Genomic DNA, 19,523 nt, shown 5'->3' with positions numbered 1-19,523 from the left:
TTTCGGGATGCAAATATATAAATTAAATTGAATCTTTTGCCTTAAAGAACTAATTTTAAGTATTTAAACTAGTACTTTTATCTTTTACTATAGATTATCATGCTTTTTTCCCACAAAATTCTGCTTTGGTATGCCCAAAATAAAAGAACTCTTCCATGGAGAGGAAGTATAGATCCTTATAAAATTTGGCTGTCGGAGATAATACTACAACAAACTAAGGTTGCACAAGGAACACCGTATTACCTTAAATTTGTTAGTTCTTTTCCTACTGTTTTTGATTTAGCAAATGCTCCGCAGGAGAAAATATTAAAACTTTGGCAGGGTTTAGGTTATTATTCTAGAGCAAGAAACCTTCATGAAGCGGCAAAAACCGTACTCCTAGATTATAATGGTAAGTTTCCGGAGACCTACAAAGAGTTAATAAAGTTAAAAGGCATCGGAGATTATACTGCAAGTGCTATTGCCTCTATTTGTTTTAATGCGCCCGAAGCTGTTGTTGATGGTAATGTATATAGAGTACTTTCTCGTTACTTTGGTGTAGATACACCTATTAATAGTACTGAAGGTGTTGCCTATTTTAAAGATTTAGCGAAACAGCTTATAGATAGAGATAGAATAAGAGACTATAATCAAGGAATAATGGAATTCGGAGCAATGCAGTGTGTTCCAAAAAATCCAAAATGTAAGGACTGTCCTTTACAGGGGAGTTGTGTAGCTCTAAAAGAAAACAAAGTATCTGTTTTACCAGTAAAACTAAAAAAAACAAAGATTAAAAAGCGATACTTTAACTATATAGTACCCATTCGTAGGGATCAAAAAGGAGAAATATACACCATATTAAAACAAAGAATAGGGAAAGGAATTTGGCAAGACTTATGGGAGTTTCCGCTTATAGAAACTGAGAAAGAAACTTTTATTGAGAATATGGAAGAAGATATACCTAATTTTCTAGATTTAAAATCCGATTTTAGTATACATATATATAAGGATACTATAGTGCATAAACTATCGCATCAACATTTATATACAAAATTTTGGATTGTAGAAGTAGAAGACGAATTTAATAATACTATTAAGGTTTGTGATTTGGAAAAATATGCTGTACCAGTTTTAATTGCAGACTTTATTAAAACATTTAAATTTTAGTACTTTTGATTATTAGATAAAAATTATGAGCGGAACATTAAATAAAGTAATGCTAATTGGGCATTTAGGAGACGAAGTGAAAATGCACTATTTCGAAGGAGGTAATAGTATTGGTCGCTTTCCAATTGCAACTAATGAAACCTATACCAATAAACAAACGGGAGAAAGAGTTACGAATACAGACTGGCATAATGTTGTAGTTCGTAATAAGGCTGCAGAAATATGTGAAAAATATTTAAGTAAAGGAGATAAGGTATATGTAGAGGGGCGTTTAAAAAATCGTCAATGGCAAGGGGAAGATGGTAATACTAGGTATACTACAGAGGTACATGTACAAGATTTTACTTTTTTATCTACCAAAAAAGAAAGTATGGCAAATGCACAAAACCAGCCACAACAGCAAGCTACGCAAAGTGGTGCTAAGCCAATACCTCAACAACCAGCTCAAACAAACGAGCCCGAACAAGAAGACGATTTACCATTCTAAACCTTAAAATGTAACTAGTGGACCCTGACCCCCTTAGTTTATTGTTAAATTTTGTAGTATTAGATAGTGCTTTTGCACTTAGAATAGGAGTTCTAGTACTTTTATTGGTATGTTCTGCACTTATTTCAGGTGCAGAAGTTGCTTTTTTTGGACTTTCTCAGACAAATATTAAAGAGATTGAAGAAGAAAAAACAGCTAAAGGAAGCCTAGTGGTTAAATTGTTAGAAAAACCAAAAAAGTTGTTAGCGACCATATTAATAGCAAATAATGCTATTAATATTGGTGTTGTTTTATTGTTTAATGTTATAGGGGATAACTTATTTTCTTCTATTACAACCATTTTTTTAGGATTTATTTCTGTTCGTTTTTTATTGGAAGTAGTAGTTGCTACTTTTTTAATTTTAATGTTTGGAGAAATTCTTCCCAAGGTGTACGCTAATAGAAATAGAAAAAGTTTTGCGCAATTTATGGTGTATCCTTTAAAAGTATTAGATGTTGTGTTTTCGCCATTTAGTATGCCAATGCGTTCTGCTACTATTTTTCTTCATAGCAGATTAGGAAAAGAAAAATCTAATTTAAGTGTAGATCATTTATCCCAAGCCTTAGAACTTACTTCAGAAGGAGATACCACAAAAGAAGAGCAAAAAATATTAGAAGGTATAGTTTCTTTCGGAAATACGGATACTAAGCAGGTTATGTGCCCAAGAATTGACATTTTTGCGTTGAACGAAAAAATGAAATTCGCTGAAGTTCTAGAAAAAATAAAAAAGAATGGTTATTCTAGAATTCCGGTTTTTTCAGAGAATATGGACAATGTTTTGGGTGTATTGTATGTAAAGGACTTGTTACCTCATTTGGATCGTAAAACTTTTAACTGGTTATCTCTTATAAGAGAACCTTACTTTGTTCCTGAAAATAAAAAGTTAGACGATTTATTGTTAGAATTCCAAGAAAAGAAAAATCATTTAGCAGTTGTAGTGGATGAGTATGGTGGAACTTCTGGAATCGTAACATTAGAAGATATTATAGAAGAGATAGTAGGGGATATAAGTGATGAGTTTGATGACGAAGATTTAGTTTATTCTAAGTTAGATGATTTTAATTATGTTTTTGAAGGAAAAACTACTTTAAAAGATTTTTATAGGGTAGTTAAGATAGAAGATGAAGAAGATTTTGAAGACCAAAAAGGAGAGTCCGAGACTATAGCCGGATTTGTGTTAGAAATCGCAGGAGGTTTTCCTAAAAAAGGCGAGTTAATTATTTTTAAAGATTACAAATTCGTTGTAGAAAGCTTAGATAAAAAAAGATTAAAACAAATAAAAGTTACCCTTCCAAATGAAGTTTAAGTATATCTGTAGTTTAATAATTGTTTCCATTTTCTTTATAGGTTGTAAAGAAGAGGTTTTACCTAAACCTAAGGCCAAATTACGTTTAGAATATGCTCTTGGAGGAACTAAAAAAGTGGGGACTAAGAATTTTGAATTTGCTTATAATGATAAAGCTCAGATAGAAAAGAAGAAAGAAAGCTCTTTTGTTATTTCTTATCCAGAGATGAAAGGGGCAATTTTTATCAGTTATAAAAAAGTAAATAATAATTTAAAAAAGCTGATTGCAGACGCTGAGAGATTAAGTTACGAACATGCCGTTAAGGCAGATGGTATACATCCGCAGGTTTTTAGTAACCCAGACAGTAATGTTCATGGAGTTTTGTTCGAGGTTGTTGGTAATGCAGCATCACAATCTCAGTTTTTTGCAACAGACAGTACGCAGCATTTTGTTACAGGGTCCCTTTATTTTTATACAAAACCGAATTACGATTCTATTTATCCTGCAGCATCCTATTTAAAGGAGGATATTGGAAAAATAATGGAAACCCTAAAATGGAAAAATTAAATAACCTACTTTTTTAAAAGAACTTCAGCTTTAGCAATACTCGTATTTATTAAGTCTGCTACTTCTTTAACTTTAATTTCTTCTGAGTTTAGTAATTCTTGTTTTTCGGGAGTTAATTGTTTTCCATTAAGAATTTCATCCGAATCAAATTTAGAACCAAAACTTTGCATCCAATCCATCATAGATTTATTGGCTTTTTGCAAATCTTTCATGGCAACTTCATATTGCATACCTGTTTCGGTAGAATCTACCATAGGTTTTAATGTGCTAACTAATTTTCCTATAGCCCCCATTTTAGGCATTACTTCATCATGAATAGCCATTACTTGCTGCATTTGCGTGGGCCCTTCAGGCGCTTTTTTTTCCTCTTTACAAGAGCTCAAAGTGTAGGTTGTAATTGCAACTAGAATTAGGATATATTTTTTCATAATTATACTTTTTTTAAATGCGATATAGCTGTTTCAAATATACAAAATAGCTCGGTCACCAATTTGTTATCTCTTTTGTTTTTTTTTTGATTTTGTTTGTGCTAAATACTATAAAAAGGAGTATTCAGAATAGATTTTTATTGTAAAGACACAATACTGCCTTACGTATGAAAATATTTTTTTTAAATATTTTTTTGAGAAATATAGTCTGGCTTTGTAACAATTAGAGGTAGTTATTTTTTTTAATCACTACCTCTAATTTCATCAATATTTGCCCGACTAAAATATATGCCTCCGACTGTCCAAAGTAAAAACTGCTTGCTTAGTAAAAGTCCTAAGTACCTGCGAATTTTTCTATTCTTTTGTATGAGGTTTTTTTTAGTTATGTTTTACAATGTTTTAGTGGCTTTTTTTCTTTGCTTTAAAAACTCTATAGTAATAATTATAATTACACTAACACCAAATAAGGGGAAAAGAATAGATAAAAGGAGTAATACTCCAATGATACTGTATCCTACATTAAATGTTTTAGGTACTTTAGGAATACTCCAGCTGCCTTTTCTTTTACGTTTTACATAAGAAATAATTGCGGAGATACTAGCCGCGCATAAAGCGAATGCAGTGAATAACATTAACCACCAATTCCAGGCTCCAAATTGGCCTTGATGAAATGCCATAACCCACATTCTTCCTCGCATTAGAACGCCTACATCTTTCCAAGTGTTTTGGTGGATTAACTCTCCACTATATTGATCAAAATGTAATTTTTTTTGCGCACTTAAGTTGGAAAATAATTCGTTAGAGATGCTATATACTCCTTCTTTTCCTCGAGGAAGTCCTATAGAAATTTTTCCGTCTAAACTCAGTTCTTTAGCTTTAACTACCATATCGTCTAAAGAAATGGGTTTTCCGTTGACGGTAGATTTAAAACCTCTCCCTTCCCAGGAGCTAGGATATCCAGTATTAGTTGTTTTTTGAACCCATTTAAAATTGGAGCCAAATACATCTGTCCAGGGAAAACCACCTGCTAATGTAAGGAGTAAAAGTCCAGAAATCCAGAAGCTAAAAATTACATGTAAATCTCTAAAGAGAATTTGTTTCCCTTGGTTAATTCTAGGGATAAAAAAACCTTTTATATCCCATCCTCTGGATGGCCACCAAACGTAGAGTCCAGTTATTATAAGAACTACCATCCAACTTGCAATTAGTTCTACGATTTTTGTTCCCCATTTGCCCAATAGTAGTTCTCCATGTAATTTTCTAATCTTAAACATTAAAGTTGTTTTTGGGAGAATTTCTCCAGATACCCCTTTCTTATAAGGGTCAATATAGAGTGAAGTTTTTCCGCCAAATCTTCCAGAGACAAATTCTGTAGCCTCATTTTTATGTTTGGGAAGGATCATAGCGTTAGGCTTTTTAACTGCATTTTTATTAGCAATTTCTAGCTGCTGTTGAAAGGTTATAGGAGTTCCTTTTATTGCAACTTCTGTAATATGTTTTTGTTTAGGTGTTTCATAATCCGTTTTTAGCAAATAAAGAAAACCAGTAATCGCTAATAGAATAACGAAAGGAGCTGAAATTAATCCAGCTATTACGTGCCACTTCCATAGCCATTTATTTAATAATTCGTTTTTTTTCATTTGTGGTATTTAAAAAAAGGGATGCTAAAACTTAGCATCCCTTTTACAAATTAAAAAGAGTATTTTATGCCTCCATGGAAAGCTCTTGGGTTTCCAATGATGTAACGATTAGCATCTCTAAATCTATTATAGGAAGCTCTTACGGAGTACAAGTCATCAAAAATATTTAATGCATGAACCCAAATTTCGAAGCTTTTGTAGTTATAGGTTGCTTTTAAATTTATAATATTATGGCCGTCATAAGTGGCTGTGCTAAAGGTGCCGTCTCCGTTATCTACTTGATTTTCAAAACTAGTGTTGTATTTTCCAACAAGTTCATGTTCAGCTGAAATAGCAAAGTTTTTAATAAAGGAAGGTTTATAAATGACTTTAGAAATACCTAATAGTTTAGGAGCAGTTTCCATAGGAGTATCTGAATAATCTACCCCTTGTTCAAAAAAGCTAACATATTTATGATTGGCGTAGCTACCATTGTGTATTAATGATACTTCTTTTGTGGGTTTAAATGTGATACCATATTCTATACCCATAGACCTTGTTTTTCCTGCATTCGCATTATAAAATAAATCGTTCGGGTCTCTAAGGGTAATTAATGTGTTTTTCCCATTTAGTAGATATAGAGCGGCATCTAGCTTCCATGTATCATTTATAAAGTAACCTCCAATTTCGTAGTTATTATAGTCACTAGGTTTTAAATCAAAAATTTCTCCCCCGATATCCACAAGGCTATTTCTGTACAAGGTTGAAGTTTGTGGTGGAGTAAACCCATTAGAATAATTCAGATAAATACCTACGTTATTAGAAAAGTTAAAATTAGCTCCTAGTTTAGGGGATAAATTATGGTATTCAGATTTAGAATCTTGAGCACCAGCTTGGCCTTCTATACGGTTGTCGTAATCATAAATAAACTTATCATAACGTAATGCTCCAGTAATTTTTATAGCTTCAATAGGTGAAATCTCATATTGTAAATACCCAGCATAATTTAGAATGTCGGCTTTATAGTTTAGGATAAAGTCTCCAGAATTTTTGGAGTAACTTAAATTTTGTCCAGTAGTTGTATCTACAGTAATACTAATCTCTTCGGCAACGTAATCCTGAGGAGATAGGTCTACCGAGGCTCCAACAATAAGAGAGGAGTTAAGAAAATCAAAATTTAGCTTATGCTGTATTAATCCCACATAACTTACAAATTGGTTAGAGTTTGTCTCCCCAGAAGCCGAGCCAGTTAGCTGGCCATTATTTCTAAATTGACGTACTCTATAAGACGGTATTTGGTCCATTCTATTATCTCTATAGATAAAATTGAATGAGGTTTTGTTATTGTCATTCCAATATTTATCTAAAGTACTTCTGTATCTAAAAGCTAGGGCAACTCTTTCTGTAAAAGTTTGATCGCTTTCATAATTTCCGCCTAGATAGTCAGATTCTGTTAAAGAGCCCGTCATATCTGTTCTAAAATCCACAAGTGTTATCGCATTGGTCCATTTAAGACTTTTAGAAAAATCGTTTATAGTTTTAAAAGTAAGAGCAAATTTTTCATAATCACTATGTTTAATAGGGCCATCTTCTCTATGGATATAATGAGTTCCTAGATAAAAACCAAAATTTTTGTTATTGTGGTTAGATATTTCGGTTTCATATTTTTTAAGTCCCATGTCGTTCGCTTGGAAAGCCACGCTACCATGTAAACCTGGTTTTGGAGTTTTTGTAATAAAATTAAAACTACCTCCAATGGACTCACTCCCATATATGCTAGAAGCCGGACCTTTTAAAACCTCAACTCTTTCAAAAGAAGTATTGTTCATTTCTAAAAGCGCATTGTGGTTAAAAACGGCCGTTGGTCTTATAGGTAAGCCATCTTCTACATACAAAAATAAAGATTTAGTAGATATAGGAGAACGTACAGACATAAAGTGAACCTCATTACTCGATGCCTTTGACGTTGCCATAAAAACACCAGGAACTTGGTTAACAATTTGTTCAATACCAAAAGCTTTTGTCTCTTTAATAGTTTTTGCGCTAATAACAGATATAGCAGCAGGTACCTCTTTTCTTTTTTGTTGTTCTCTGCTGGCGGATATAACAACCTCTTCTAACGATTCTTCGGAAATCTGTAATTTAATTATGTTAGATTCAGAATTAAGGGTGACAGAGGCATTTTTATAGCCAATATAACTAACGGTTACCTTTGGTGTATTGTTTAGAGTAATGGAAAAAAGGCCTTTTTTGTTTGTTGATGTTCCTCCTTTTGTACTAGAAATTATTGTAGCTCCATGAAGAGCTTCGTTGTTTTCACCCAATACTTTTCCTTTATAAGTATTCTGGGCAAATGTAATTGTGCTGATTGCTAACGCAAACAACAGAATGCTAATTTTTTTCATTTATAATAATGTTATAGATTAAATAAAAGCTCTTTTGCTTTTGCTTAAAATTTTTTTAGTAATAAAAATGTAAAATTTTGAATATAAAAGTAAGATGCTCGGTGAGCAAGAAAATTAGCTTAAAAAAATAGGGGGCCTTAATGCATTTTTATTAAATAGAAAATGGTAATTTTTAATGTATTTTATTTGGACCTTAGTAAAAGAACTCTTTTCAAAATGGTGTTCTAAAGTTGTTAAATAAACAAAACCTATAGGGTATTCTTCTAAGGATACTTTTGGAAGGTTAGGTTTTTTATTTTCCTCCTGCGCTTTTAATTGTTGCATTAAATAACATTTTCCTTCGCAATTAAGCTCTGTTTTTTCTTTGTTAATGCAAAGAACTTTAGCTATGTAATCTTTATTCACAATGTATTCTATAACGGGCATAATTGGTCTTGCCATGGCTAATAGATACAGTAGTACAAAAAAGTATGCAGTATAGCTTTTCAAACTAAATTTTTTTGCGAAGATAAATTAGTTTGCACTAATATGCATGATGATTACCATTAAATACGAACCTAAAAATGAGGAAATAACAGATAAAAAATAAAAAATGATATTTAACATATGGTTGGTTTAAAAATAATGAACCACATTTGTATAAAATTAATTTGTTTGAGTAATTCTAGAAAGAAGTGGCTTTATCTTATTTTGCTTTCCTTTATTTGGGGGTCTTCATTTATCCTGATAAAAAAGGGATTAGTTGGGTTTAGTTCCATGCAATTGGGAGGCTTACGAATTATTTTTGCGTCGTTATTTTTATTTTCATTTGGTATAAAGACTTTAAAAAGTTTAAGTGTTAAAGATTGGAAATGGGTCACCATAGCAGGTTTTTTAAGTTCTTTTTTTCCGCCTTTCTTTTTTGCAATTGCCCAGACAGAAATAGATAGTGGTATTACTTCTATACTAAACTCAATTGCTCCATTAGGTACTACTTTAGTGGGTATTTGGCTTTTTGGGTTGGCTATTACTAAAAGACAAATTGTAGGTGTTATTATAGGTTTGCTCGGAACAATAGCTTTAATTGTTGTGGGTATGGAATTTAGTCCAGAGCAAAATTACGCCTATTCTATTTTTGTAATTCTTTCGGCTTTGGGTTATGCCTTTAATATAAATATTATAAAAAAGCATTTAGCACATTTGTCTCCTTTGGCGGTTACTACAGCAAGTTTTGGTGTGGTTGTTTTGCCAGCAATTGCAATGGTGAGTTATGCGGGTATTTTTACTATAAATTTTCACGAGCCTCAAATTCAAAAGGCGCTTGGATATACGCTTATTTTAGCATTTTTAGGTACTGCAATGGCTAATATTCTCTTTAATAAATTAATTCATATTTCTAGCCCAGTTTTTGCTGCTTCGGTTACGTATACCATTCCTCTTGTGGCTATATTTTGGGGAGTTTTAGATGGGGAGAAGATTAATTTGTATCAAATAATTGGGGGGTTAATCATCCTTTTTGGTGTTTGGTTGGTGAATAAAAAGAAGAAAGAATAGGTCGCATATTTTAAAAATACTCCAAAAGTGTAGCATTCTTAAAGGAGGGCTATCTATTTGGGGAGAGAAGGTGGTGCGTACCGAAAGCTCAATAAATCAAAAAGATTTAAAATTAGTTATATACGGAGAATCTAAAGTTTATTTTAATTCTTTAACTGTAGATCTACATTCAGTAAATATTTATTGGGAGAGTTATTTAGGGATAAAAGATGGTTTGGTGCAAAGACAAGTTTATAGTGCTTACGAGGAAAGTGAGGTTAATACAGTAACTTTAGAGAATATTAGCACAAAAATTACAGCTTATGGAGAAAGTAATTTTAGAGTAAATCTTTCGGATTGTTTAAAAGTTACTGGTTATGGAGAAACTACTATTAATTACATGGGTGATGTTTAAGTAAATAAAGGTAGCGTTATTGGGGAGGCCGATATAAGAAAAATAGGATAATAGTCTAAATATACATAAGGATTAAAAGGGTGCTTCTTTAGGGCTGTTTTTTATTTACACTCAATTTAAATAACTGATTATAAGTACTTTACATTGTTTTTGGTGTTTTATTTTTGATAATTTGTTAAAGGTGTAGTTAAAAAGAGTGCAATTATTTTAGAAATATTAGTGCAAAATGACCTCAAATTCTGTTGAAATCCCTTGTAAATTACCGAATTAACTGTATATTTGCAGCCGCCTATTTAAAAAATAAATAGGTTTTAATAATAAATTAATACACGCTATGTACGCAATTGTAGAGATGGCAGGGCAGCAATTTAAAGTTGCGAAAGATCAAAAAGTGTATGTTCACCGTTTACAGACGGAAGAAGGAAAAAAGGTAACTTTTGACAATGTACTTCTTTTAGATGACGGTAAGAATGTAACTATTGGCGCCCCAGCTATAGACGGAGCCGCTGTTGAGGCTAAAGTCATTAAGCACTTAAGAAGTGACAAAGTAATCGTTTTTCATAAGAAAAGACGTAAAGGTTACAAGAAAAAGAATGGTCATCGCCAGTCTTTAACGGAAATCGTAATTGAGAGTATTGTATCTTCTGGTTCTAAGAAAGCCGCTCCTAAAAAAGAGGCAGCTCCTAAAAAAGAAGCAGCTCCAAAAGCAGAAGCTAAAAAGGCGGCTCCAAAGAAAGCAGCAGCAAAAGCAGATGACTTAAAAAAGATTGAAGGTATTGGACCAAAAATTGCAGAAACGTTAATTGCTGCAGGTATTTCATCTTTTGCTGAATTAGCAAAAACGAAATCGGAAAAAATATCTGAAATTATAGCAGGTGTTCGTGGTAATCACGTAACAGAAACTTGGCCAGCTCAAGCTAAATTGGCAGCTGAAGGCAAATGGGACGAGTTAAAAAAATGGCAAGACGAATTAGACGGTGGTAAAGCTTAATTGCTAAACTGCTTTTGTATAACAAAATAAAACCGTAACAAAATGGCACATAAAAAAGGTGTAGGTAGTTCTAAAAACGGTAGAGAATCAGAATCGAAACGTTTAGGTGTTAAGATTTTTGGTGGGCAAGCAGCAATTGCCGGAAACATTATCGTAAGACAAAGAGGAACAAAGCATAATCCAGGTGAAAATGTTTACCTTGGAAAAGACCACACATTACACGCACGTGTAGATGGTGTTGTAAAGTTCCAGAAAAAAGCAGGTGGAAAATCATATGTTTCCATTGAGCCTTTTGAAGCTTAATAGGCTAATAAAAATTAAAAATCCTCTTTCATCTATTATGAAAGAGGATTTTTTTTTGCTTTTTTTTCTCTTTTAATAATCTATCTGGTATGTAATGTACGTAGTTAAATGCATAGATAGCTTCCCCAAGCTAATTCTATGATTGCTTAACCTAGATTAGTTTATATTTCTAATATTGTTATAGGAAATATATTGGCAATGAAAAAGCCCTTACCAATTTGGTAAGGGCTTTGTTTTGGGATAATAAGAGCCTAATATCTGTAATATTCTGGTTTAAAAGGACCCTTTACTGTTACGCCAATATATTCTGCCTGATCTTCTCTTAATTCTGTAAGTTCTACACCTATCTTGGCTAAGTGTAATTTTGCTACCTTTTCATCTAAATGTTTTGGAAGCATATAAACTTTATTTTCATAAGCATCTCTATTGGTCCAAAGTTCTAATTGTGCTAAAGTTTGGTTGGTAAAAGAGTTACTCATTACAAAGCTAGGGTGCCCAGTTGCGCAGCCTAAATTTACTAAGCGTCCTTCTGCTAGAAGAATTATATCTTTACCGTCAATAGTATACTTATCTACTTGAGGTTTAATTTCTACCTTAGAACTTCCATGATTTTCATTTAACCAAGCCATGTCAATTTCGTTATCAAAATGGCCAATGTTACAAACTACTGTTTTGTCTTTCATGGCTTCAAAATGCCTTCCTTGTACAATATCTTTATTCCCTGTAGTAGTTATAATAATATCAGCGTTACCAATAACAGATTCTAATCGCTTTACTTCAAAACCATCCATTGCAGCTTGCAAAGCGCAGATAGGGTCAATCTCAGTTACAGTTACAATAGCACCAGCGCCTTTAAAAGAAGCGGCTGAACCTTTACCAACATCGCCATAACCACAAACAACCACACGCTTGCCAGCAAGCATAAGGTCCGTAGCACGTCTTATAGCGTCTACAGCACTTTCGCGACAACCATATTTATTGTCGAACTTCGATTTGGTTACAGAATCGTTAATGTTAATAGCCGGCATAGGTAAAGTGCCATTTTTCATCCTTTCATATAAACGGTGAACACCAGTAGTGGTTTCTTCACTTAGTCCATTAATTCCTTCCGCTAACTCTGGGTATTTATCTAAAACCATATTAGTTAAATCGCCACCATCATCTAGAATAAGATTTAAAGGTTTTTTATCTTCACCAAAGAATAATGTTTGTTCAATACACCATTCAAATTCCTCTTCACTCATTCCTTTCCATGCATAAACAGGAATACCAGCTGCTGCAATTGCTGCCGCTGCCTGATCTTGCGTAGAGAATATATTACAAGAACTCCAAGTAACATCGGCACCTAAAGATACAAGTGTTTCAATAAGTACTGCCGTTTGTATAGTCATATGTAAACAACCTGCAATTCTTGCTCCTTTAAGCGGCTGTTGTCCTTTGTACTCTTCTCTTAGTGCCATTAGACCTGGCATTTCCGCTTCGGCTAATTCAATTTCTTTTCTTCCCCAATCTGCTAAAGAGATATCTTTTACCTTATAAGGCACATAAGAAGTAGTTGTGGTGCTCATATTCTTTTTATTTTTTACTTTCGTTACTAGGCATATAATATGCCGTTTATCAAACGCAAATGTACAAATAACTTAAATAAAAGGATGCCTCTTTATAAGACATTAGAAGTAAATTCATCAACCGTAGTTTATGTTTGGAAGATTCAGGAGTCTGAAGATGAACTATCTAGTAACATCGTGCTTACAGACAAAAGTACCAATAGACTTAAAGGGATGAAATCGGAGATGCATAGAAAAGGTTTCTTGAGTATAAGGCACTTAATGGCTAAGGCGGGTTATTTAGATACGGATATGTATTATGATAAGATGGGAAAGCCCCATTTAAAAGACGGCAACAAAATTTCTATAACGCATTCTAATCATTTTACTGGAATTATTGTAAGTAAGGATACAGAGGTAGGAATAGATATAGAAAAACAAAGAGAAAAAATTTTAAGAATAGCATATAAATTTACACCTATTGAAGAATATAAAACCATTGCGAATACAGAAGCTTTAATTCGTAAACTTACTGTAGTATGGGGTTGTAAGGAATCTTTATATAAAATATATGAGCAAGAAGGGTTAAGTTTTATCAATCATATAATTATAAATAATTTTGATTTAATGGACGGAATTACAACTGGTGAAATTGTTTATTCTGGAATCCGAACAAAATATGATATCACATTTATTGAGTTTGAGGAGTTTACCTGTGTGTATGCGTTGAAAAAATAATACTTATACCCGGACATTAAAAGTTATTCATAAAGAAAGGGTATTTTTATTGGATAAAAAAATTATGAATATATCTGTTGAATTAACATTTTCTCCTTTACAGGAAGATTACGAATTACATATAATTAATTTCATAAAAAAATTGAGAGGTTCTAGTCTTACAGTTCTAGAAAACCCATTGAGTACTCAAATATATGGGCCTTATGATGCGGTTATGAAAGTATTGTTTGTGGATATAAAAGAGGCTTTTGGAATGATGGATAAAGGTTTATTGTTTATGAAAGTAGTAAAATCGGACCGAAGCGAATATGAACCACATTTTTGATTTTTTTATAGGTCCATATCAGGATAGGGCCTTATCCTTAATTATTTTAGAAGCAGCAGCTTTCTTTTTTGGAATAGCCAGTGTAATATATGCTAAAAAAGAGGATATTATGGTATACCCTACAGGTTTGGTAGCCACCATATTAACTACGTATATATTCTTTTTAGACGGACTCTTTGGAGACATGATGATGAATTTTTACTTTTCTGTAATGAGTATTTATGGTTGGTGGAATTGGTTGCGAATTAAAGATGGTAAAGAAAAAGTAGTTAAAATTTCGAGAACTACGAATAAAGAAAAGAGTATAGGTTTAGGTATGTTTGTTTTAACCATGCTTGTTACTTACGCAGTCTATAAAGGTTTTGGAGCAACTATTGAGAGCTCTAATTATATTGATATTTTTACCTCAGGCGTATTTTTTACTGCAATGTGGTATATGGCGAATAAAAAAATAGAAAACTGGGTTTTATGGATTTTTGCAGATATTATAACAGTCCCATTATATGCTTATAGAGGCTGGGGAATGTTCGCTTTACAGTATTTAATATTTACAATTTTGGCAATTCAGGGTTATATAGTATGGAAGAAAAGTTTAAACAAGAACCTTCAGGAGTTGTAAAAATAGTCTTATTTGGACCAGAATCTACTGGTAAAACAACTTTGTCGGAACAGTTGGCAAGGCATTATAATACGGTTTGGGTTCCTGAATACGCTCGCGAATATTTACAGCATAAATGGAACGAAGAACGCAAAACATGTGAACCTTCAGATTTGCTACCCATAGCAGAGGGGCAAATGAAATTAGAAAATAAGTTAGCGAAAAAGGCATCTAAAGTTTTAATATGTGATACAGATTTGTTAGAAACAAAGGTGTATTCGGAGGCATATTATTTAGGGTATTGCGATCCTATTTTGGATAAATATGCTCTCGAAAATAGTTACGCAATTTATTTTTTAACCTATATAGATATTCCTTGGGAAAAAGATGACCTTAGAGATAAGCCAAATGAGCGGGAGAAAATGTTTTTATATTTTAAAGAAACTCTCGAAAAATATAACCGAAATTTTATTACTTTAAAGGGGAATAAAAAAGAGCGTCTTTCTAAGGCAGTAGAACATATTGATAAATTATTAAAAAAATGATGCAACTAACTGATAGTGATGCAATTCAATTAGAAAAAAAGGGGATTTCAAAAGAGAAAGTTAGAGATCAGATTGAAACTTTTGAAGAAGGAATACCATTTGTAAATTTAGAAAAAGCTGCCGTAGTAGGAGATGGAATATATAAATTTTCTGAAAAAGATGAAAGTTTACTCATTAAATACTATAATTCTTTTCCTAAAGAATTGGCTATATTAAAATTTGTTCCTGCTTCGGGTGCAGCTTCTAGAATGTTTAAAGTGTTGTTCAATTTTTTAGATGCCTATAACTTTAAAAAGGAAACTTTTCAGGATTATGCTAAGAGAACAGGTGATAAAGATATGCTTGTATTTGCAAATGGCCTTACTAAATTTCCGTTCTATGAAAAGGTAAAACATGCAATTAAGGCTAAGGCAAACGATGAAAATGAAGAACTGTATCTTTTTGTGCAACAATTACTTTCAGAAGAAGGATTTAATTATGGTTTTTTTCCAAAAGGACTTCTTCCTTTTCATGACTACGCAGATTTTGCAGCGACTCCTTTTGAGGAACATTTAAAAGAGAGCGCCATGTATGCGCAAACAAATGGTAATGCTAAATTGCATTTTACAATTTCGGAACAACATAAAGAAATGTTTTTGTCGGAGTACGAATCTATAAAAGATCGTGTTACAACCGCTACAAAGATAAGTTACGTTATAGATTACTCCTATCAAAAATCTGCAACAGATACTTTGGCTGTAGACATGGATAACAAACCATTTAGAAATTCCGATGGTTCTTTATTATTTAGGCCAGGAGGGCATGGTGCTTTGATTGAAAATCTTAACGAACAGCAGGCAGATGTTATTTTTGTAAAAAATATAGATAATGTTGTAGTGCCTAAAAATGTAGAAGAACTAGCCAATAGTAAAAAAATACTAACAGGGGTTCTTTTGCAAGTACAACAGAAAGCTTTTAAATATGCCGAAGTTTTGGAAAGCAGCTCGCCTAATGATGAAGAGATTTTAAAAATAAGGAAGTTCTTAGAAGAACGATTAAATGTAAGATTCATAGATGCTTTTAATTCCTATACAATTGATGAAAAAATAAGGGTTTTAAAAGATAAAATTAATAGACCAATCCGAGTATGTGGTATGGTAAAAAATGAAGGAGAGCCTGGTGGTGGTCCTTTTTGGATTAGAGATACTTCTGGAAGAACTTCTTTACAAATCGTAGAATCTGCTCAAATAGATATGAAAAATGAGGAGCAAGCTTCCATTTTAAAGAATGCTACACATTTTAATCCTGTAGATTTGGTTTGTGGGGTAAAAAACTATAAAGGAGAAAAGTATAACTTATTAAATTATGTAGACTCTAAGCAAGGCTTCATTACGGAAAAAACAAAAGAAGGAAGAGAATTAAAAGCATTAGAATTACCAGGATTATGGAATGGAGCTATGGCCTATTGGAATACTATATTTGTAGAGGTTCCTTTGTTAACTTTTAATCCTGTAAAGACGGTAAATGATTTGCTTAAACCATCTCATCAAGTATGAATTAATTTAAATTTAAAAAAGAAAAAGCTGCATATGTAGCTTTTTTTTTTGCTTAAAAAGTGACTTTTTAAAAAAGGTTGTGTCTTATAATATGTAGAGCAAAATGTTTTAAACCTTTTTTAAACGAATCTAAAATGATAACCACAGTATTTGCGATAGTCGGAACAGTAACATTTATTACCTCCCTTTGTGTGATAGCCGCAATTTATTGGGAAAGAGATGAGGATTCTTATAAAGAACAATCCAATAAGTAATGAAAGAGTTTGTTAAATCCGTTGTGTTAGGTGTATTAACAATATCCGTATGGATCATAGCTAGTATAGAACTTAATAATTCTAGGCAAATAGAAAAAGATTTTGCAAAAATTGAAAATGATAATAATGTAGAACAACCCTTTATAGAAACACTAACCATTGACTATAAGGATGCAACCAATTAATAAGGTTACAATTTAGGTAGTTCCCCCACCTTTTTTGGCTAAACGAACAAATAAGTATTTCTGAAAAATTGAGTTAGTTAAGAGATTATATTTATTTTTTGGTTGGTTGTTAAGGGCTGCTTCGGCAGCTCTTTTTTTATGCTTTTTGTTTAAAAAGTTATTTTTTTCTTTTTTCTATGATAAATTAAAATGCAGTATTACATTTGCCGAATCTCAAAGGGGTGCTTGCAATAGTAGGCTGAGATTATACCCAATGAACCTGGGCAGATAATGCTGCCAAGGGATACGTTGACAATTACTTTGGATTTATCCAAAAAGTACATATAGTACTAAAAAATCAAATAATAATTAGAATAATAGCCCCTTTTATTCGTAACGAATGTATTACGAATGAAAACTATTTTCACAACATTGGCAGTCTTTACTCTAGTTATGAGTGTATCTGCCCAAAAACAACAAACAGATTCTTTAGAAGGTAAAAAAGTAATCCTCGATGAGGTATTTGTTTCTGCCGTGAGAGTAACCAAAGAGTCTCCAGTAACCTTTTCTAATTTAACAAAAGAAGACCTTAAGCCTAGAAATTTAGGGCAAGACATTCCAATTTTAATGAATTTTTTACCATCTGTAGTGACTACATCAGATGCAGGTGCTGGTATTGGTTATACCGGTATTAGAGTTAGGGGTAGCGATGCTACTAGAGTAAATGTAACTATAAATGGTATACCGTATAATGATGCAGAATCTCAAGGTACTTTTTGGGTGAACATGCCAGATTTTGCATCTTCAATAGAAAGTTTGCAATTACAACGTGGAGTAGGTACTTCCACAAATGGTTCTGGAGCTTTTGGTGCTAGTTTAAATATTTTAACAGATGCAGTTTCGGAAGATGCATATGGGCAAATATCTTCTTCTATAGGAAGTTTTAACACATTTAAAAATGGTGTTAAGTTTAGTACAGGATTGTTAAATAATCATATTGAAATATCTGGTAGATTATCAAAAATATCCTCGGATGGTTACGTGGACAGAGCATCATCAGATTTAAAATCTTATTTTTTACAAGCTGCTTATGTGGATGATAATACGCGTATAAAGGCATTATCTTTTGGAGGGCACGAAGTAACATATCAATCTTGGTATGGTGTAGATGCTGAAACTTTAAAAACTGATAGGACATCGAATTTTTATACTTATGAAAATGAAGTAGATAATTTTAAACAAGATCATTTTCAATTTCATTGGAATCAAAAATACAATGCAAAATGGTCTTCTAACTTAGGATTAAACTATACTAAAGGGAGAGGGTATTTTGAGCAATATAAAGAGGAAGAGGATTTCGAAGACTATGATTTTGATCCTATAATTGTAGCTTCGGATACTATAAAAACAACTGATTTAATTAGAAGACGCTGGTTAACTCCTGATTTTTACGTTATAAACGGGAATGCTAATTTTAAGGATGAAAAGATTAATTTAATTTTGGGAGGCTCATATAGTTTGTATGATTCTAATCATTTTGGTGAGATAATTTGGGCGCAAAATGCAGGAGGCTCTTCTATAAGAGATCATTATTACGATGGTACAGGAAAAAAGACAGATTTAAGTTTCTTTTCTAAAGCTACATATAATATTAGCCCAAAATTTATTGCATATGCAGATTTACAAGTCCGATTTGTAAATTACAAAACTGCAGGAATAGCCTCTAATAGAGTTCCGCTAGTTATAAATGAGTCCTATGCTTTTTTTAACCCCAAAGCTGGTTTTACTTATAAAATAAATAAAAATAATAGTTTGTATAGTTCTTTTGCTGTGGCGCAAAGAGAACCTAATAGAGATGATTTTAAAGGAGATGTTTTTCCAAAATCAGAAAGGTTAAATGATTTTGAATTTGGTTGGAGATTTTTATCAGAAAACACGAGTTTAAATGTTAATGGTTATTACATGGGTTATAAAAATCAACTAGTTTTAACAGGAGATATAGATGATGTTGGCGAATATAAAAGAGCTAATGTAGATAGTAGTTATAGGGCTGGTTTAGAGATTGATGCAAATTTTAGAGTGTCTAATGCATTAATGATAAGACCAAATTTGGCAATAAGTACTAATAAAATTAAAGACTTTGTTTTGGATAGAGATGGAGAAATTAAAAATATTGGAGACACGAATATTTCATTTTCTCCAACTTTAGTAGCCGGGAATGTTATTCAATATCAACCTATAGAGAATTTTTCCATTTCCTTACTTTCTAAATATGTTGGGGAACAATATTTAAGTAATACAGATACTGAAACCTCTAAATTAGATGCTTATTTTGTAAATGATATAAACATTACCTACGAAATTAAACCAAAAGCAATAGTTAAGTCCATTGTTTTGTCTGGCTTAATTAATAATGTATTAAATGAAAAGTATGAATCTAATGGTTATACATATTTAGATTATTGGTCTACACCTGGTAATTCTAAAGAAATTTTAGGTTACTACCCGCAAGCAGGAACTAACTTTTTATTAGGAGCTACTATTAATTTTTAAAAATAAGTGTTTATTTAAAAAGGGAGATTCTTTGTAGAAAGAAGTCTCCCTTTTCTATTTTTGTT

Annotated in this window: 20 protein-coding genes and 1 riboswitch; of the genes, 15 read left to right on the top strand and 5 right to left on the bottom strand. The window is 32.3% G+C overall.

Annotated features, from left to right (window positions below; genetic code table 11):
- Positions 1–99: 99 nt before the first annotated feature.
- From mutY to gldD, 4 genes are read left to right on the top strand one after another with little or no spacing between them, the layout of a single operon-like run.
- Positions 100–1,146: an A/G-specific adenine glycosylase gene (gene mutY, locus Q0856_RS08380; protein WP_298504120.1), complete on the top strand. Its 1,047-nt coding sequence runs from the start codon at positions 100–102 to the stop codon at positions 1,144–1,146.
- Positions 1,147–1,171: 25 nt separating this feature from the next.
- Positions 1,172–1,633 (top strand): single-stranded DNA-binding protein, encoded by a 462-nt coding sequence (gene ssb / locus Q0856_RS08375; protein WP_298479047.1) that lies wholly within the window; start codon positions 1,172–1,174, stop codon positions 1,631–1,633.
- Between the two features lie 17 nt (positions 1,634–1,650).
- Positions 1,651–2,979, top strand: coding sequence for a gliding motility-associated protein GldE (locus tag Q0856_RS08370; RefSeq protein WP_298504117.1), 1,329 nt, complete (start codon positions 1,651–1,653; stop codon positions 2,977–2,979).
- A complete protein-coding gene (gene gldD / locus Q0856_RS08365) occupies positions 2,969–3,526 on the top strand; it encodes a gliding motility lipoprotein GldD (protein ID WP_298479053.1) in 558 nt (185 codons plus the stop codon). Before Q0856_RS08370 ends, gldD begins: the two co-directional genes overlap by 11 nt.
- A gap of 5 nt (positions 3,527–3,531) precedes the next feature.
- On the opposite strand, the gene Q0856_RS08360 is transcribed toward gldD, so the two are convergent.
- The 4 genes from Q0856_RS08360 to Q0856_RS08345 all read right to left on the bottom strand — a co-directional run bounded on the left by Q0856_RS08360 (position 3,532) and on the right by Q0856_RS08345 (position 8,467).
- Positions 3,532–3,954, bottom strand: coding sequence for a hypothetical protein (locus tag Q0856_RS08360; RefSeq protein ID WP_298479058.1), 423 nt, complete (start codon positions 3,952–3,954; stop codon positions 3,532–3,534).
- 389 nt (positions 3,955–4,343) lie between these two features.
- Positions 4,344–5,594: a PepSY domain-containing protein gene (locus tag Q0856_RS08355; RefSeq protein WP_298504114.1), complete on the bottom strand. Its 1,251-nt coding sequence runs from the start codon at positions 5,592–5,594 to the stop codon at positions 4,344–4,346.
- A gap of 50 nt (positions 5,595–5,644) precedes the next feature.
- Positions 5,645–7,978, bottom strand: a complete 2,334-nt coding sequence (locus Q0856_RS08350; RefSeq protein WP_298504112.1) for a TonB-dependent receptor — start codon at positions 7,976–7,978, stop codon at positions 5,645–5,647.
- 114 nt (positions 7,979–8,092) lie between these two features.
- Positions 8,093–8,467 carry a hypothetical protein gene (locus Q0856_RS08345; protein ID WP_298504109.1) on the bottom strand — a complete coding sequence of 125 codons (375 nt, stop codon included), beginning with the start codon at positions 8,465–8,467 and terminating at the stop codon, positions 8,093–8,095.
- Between the two features lie 165 nt (positions 8,468–8,632).
- Between Q0856_RS08345 and Q0856_RS08340 the strand changes: the two genes are divergently transcribed.
- The 4 genes from Q0856_RS08340 (at position 8,633) to rpmA (ending at position 11,199) form a co-directional block, all read left to right on the top strand.
- Complete coding sequence (locus Q0856_RS08340; RefSeq protein WP_298504106.1) at positions 8,633–9,511, top strand: DMT family transporter; 879 nt, start codon at positions 8,633–8,635, stop codon at positions 9,509–9,511.
- Positions 9,492–9,905, top strand: a complete 414-nt coding sequence (locus tag Q0856_RS08335; protein ID WP_366139603.1) for a DUF2807 domain-containing protein — start codon at positions 9,492–9,494, stop codon at positions 9,903–9,905. The genes Q0856_RS08340 and Q0856_RS08335 overlap by 20 nt, the downstream gene beginning before the upstream one ends.
- 334 nt (positions 9,906–10,239) lie before the next feature.
- Positions 10,240–10,896, top strand: coding sequence for a 50S ribosomal protein L21 (gene rplU / locus Q0856_RS08330; RefSeq protein ID WP_298504103.1), 657 nt, complete (start codon positions 10,240–10,242; stop codon positions 10,894–10,896).
- Positions 10,897–10,938: 42 nt separating this feature from the next.
- Positions 10,939–11,199 carry a 50S ribosomal protein L27 gene (rpmA, locus tag Q0856_RS08325; RefSeq protein ID WP_298479072.1) on the top strand — a complete coding sequence of 87 codons (261 nt, stop codon included), beginning with the start codon at positions 10,939–10,941 and terminating at the stop codon, positions 11,197–11,199.
- A gap of 251 nt (positions 11,200–11,450) precedes the next feature.
- Here the strand turns inward: rpmA and ahcY are convergent, their stop codons facing one another.
- The gene (gene ahcY, locus Q0856_RS08320) at positions 11,451–12,767 is read right to left on the bottom strand and encodes an adenosylhomocysteinase (RefSeq protein ID WP_298479074.1); all 1,317 of its coding nucleotides are present in this window, start codon (positions 12,765–12,767) and stop codon (positions 11,451–11,453) included.
- An 84-nt stretch (positions 12,768–12,851) separates the two neighbouring features.
- Between ahcY and Q0856_RS08315 the strand changes: the two genes are divergently transcribed.
- The 7 genes from Q0856_RS08315 to Q0856_RS08285 all read left to right on the top strand — a co-directional run bounded on the left by Q0856_RS08315 (position 12,852) and on the right by Q0856_RS08285 (position 19,458).
- Positions 12,852–13,484, top strand: coding sequence for a 4'-phosphopantetheinyl transferase superfamily protein (locus Q0856_RS08315; protein WP_298504100.1), 633 nt, complete (start codon positions 12,852–12,854; stop codon positions 13,482–13,484).
- 64 nt (positions 13,485–13,548) lie between these two features.
- Positions 13,549–13,809 carry a hypothetical protein gene (locus tag Q0856_RS08310; RefSeq protein WP_298477254.1) on the top strand — a complete coding sequence of 87 codons (261 nt, stop codon included), beginning with the start codon at positions 13,549–13,551 and terminating at the stop codon, positions 13,807–13,809.
- Positions 13,793–14,428, top strand: a complete 636-nt coding sequence (gene pnuC, locus Q0856_RS08305; RefSeq protein ID WP_298477257.1) for a nicotinamide riboside transporter PnuC — start codon at positions 13,793–13,795, stop codon at positions 14,426–14,428. Before Q0856_RS08310 ends, pnuC begins: the two co-directional genes overlap by 17 nt.
- Positions 14,389–14,952 carry an ATP-binding protein gene (locus tag Q0856_RS08300; protein WP_298504097.1) on the top strand — a complete coding sequence of 188 codons (564 nt, stop codon included), beginning with the start codon at positions 14,389–14,391 and terminating at the stop codon, positions 14,950–14,952. The genes pnuC and Q0856_RS08300 overlap by 40 nt, the downstream gene beginning before the upstream one ends.
- Positions 14,949–16,487, top strand: a complete 1,539-nt coding sequence (locus tag Q0856_RS08295) for a DUF4301 family protein (RefSeq protein ID WP_298504095.1) — start codon at positions 14,949–14,951, stop codon at positions 16,485–16,487. Before Q0856_RS08300 ends, Q0856_RS08295 begins: the two co-directional genes overlap by 4 nt.
- Positions 16,488–16,740: 253 nt before the next feature.
- Positions 16,741–16,926: a hypothetical protein gene (locus tag Q0856_RS08290; RefSeq protein WP_298504092.1), complete on the top strand. Its 186-nt coding sequence runs from the start codon at positions 16,741–16,743 to the stop codon at positions 16,924–16,926.
- Between the two features lie 207 nt (positions 16,927–17,133).
- A riboswitch (TPP riboswitch) is annotated at positions 17,134–17,227 on the top strand.
- An 89-nt stretch (positions 17,228–17,316) separates the two neighbouring features.
- Complete coding sequence (locus Q0856_RS08285; RefSeq protein ID WP_298504089.1) at positions 17,317–19,458, top strand: TonB-dependent receptor; 2,142 nt, start codon at positions 17,317–17,319, stop codon at positions 19,456–19,458.
- Positions 19,459–19,523 lie beyond the last annotated feature (65 nt).

Source organism: uncultured Maribacter sp., assembly GCF_947496775.1.
In the GTDB taxonomy this organism is placed as follows: domain Bacteria; phylum Bacteroidota; class Bacteroidia; order Flavobacteriales; family Flavobacteriaceae; genus Maribacter_B.
The sequence above is the reverse complement of the archived record's forward strand: the minus strand, read 5'-3'. Positions and strand labels throughout refer to the sequence as shown.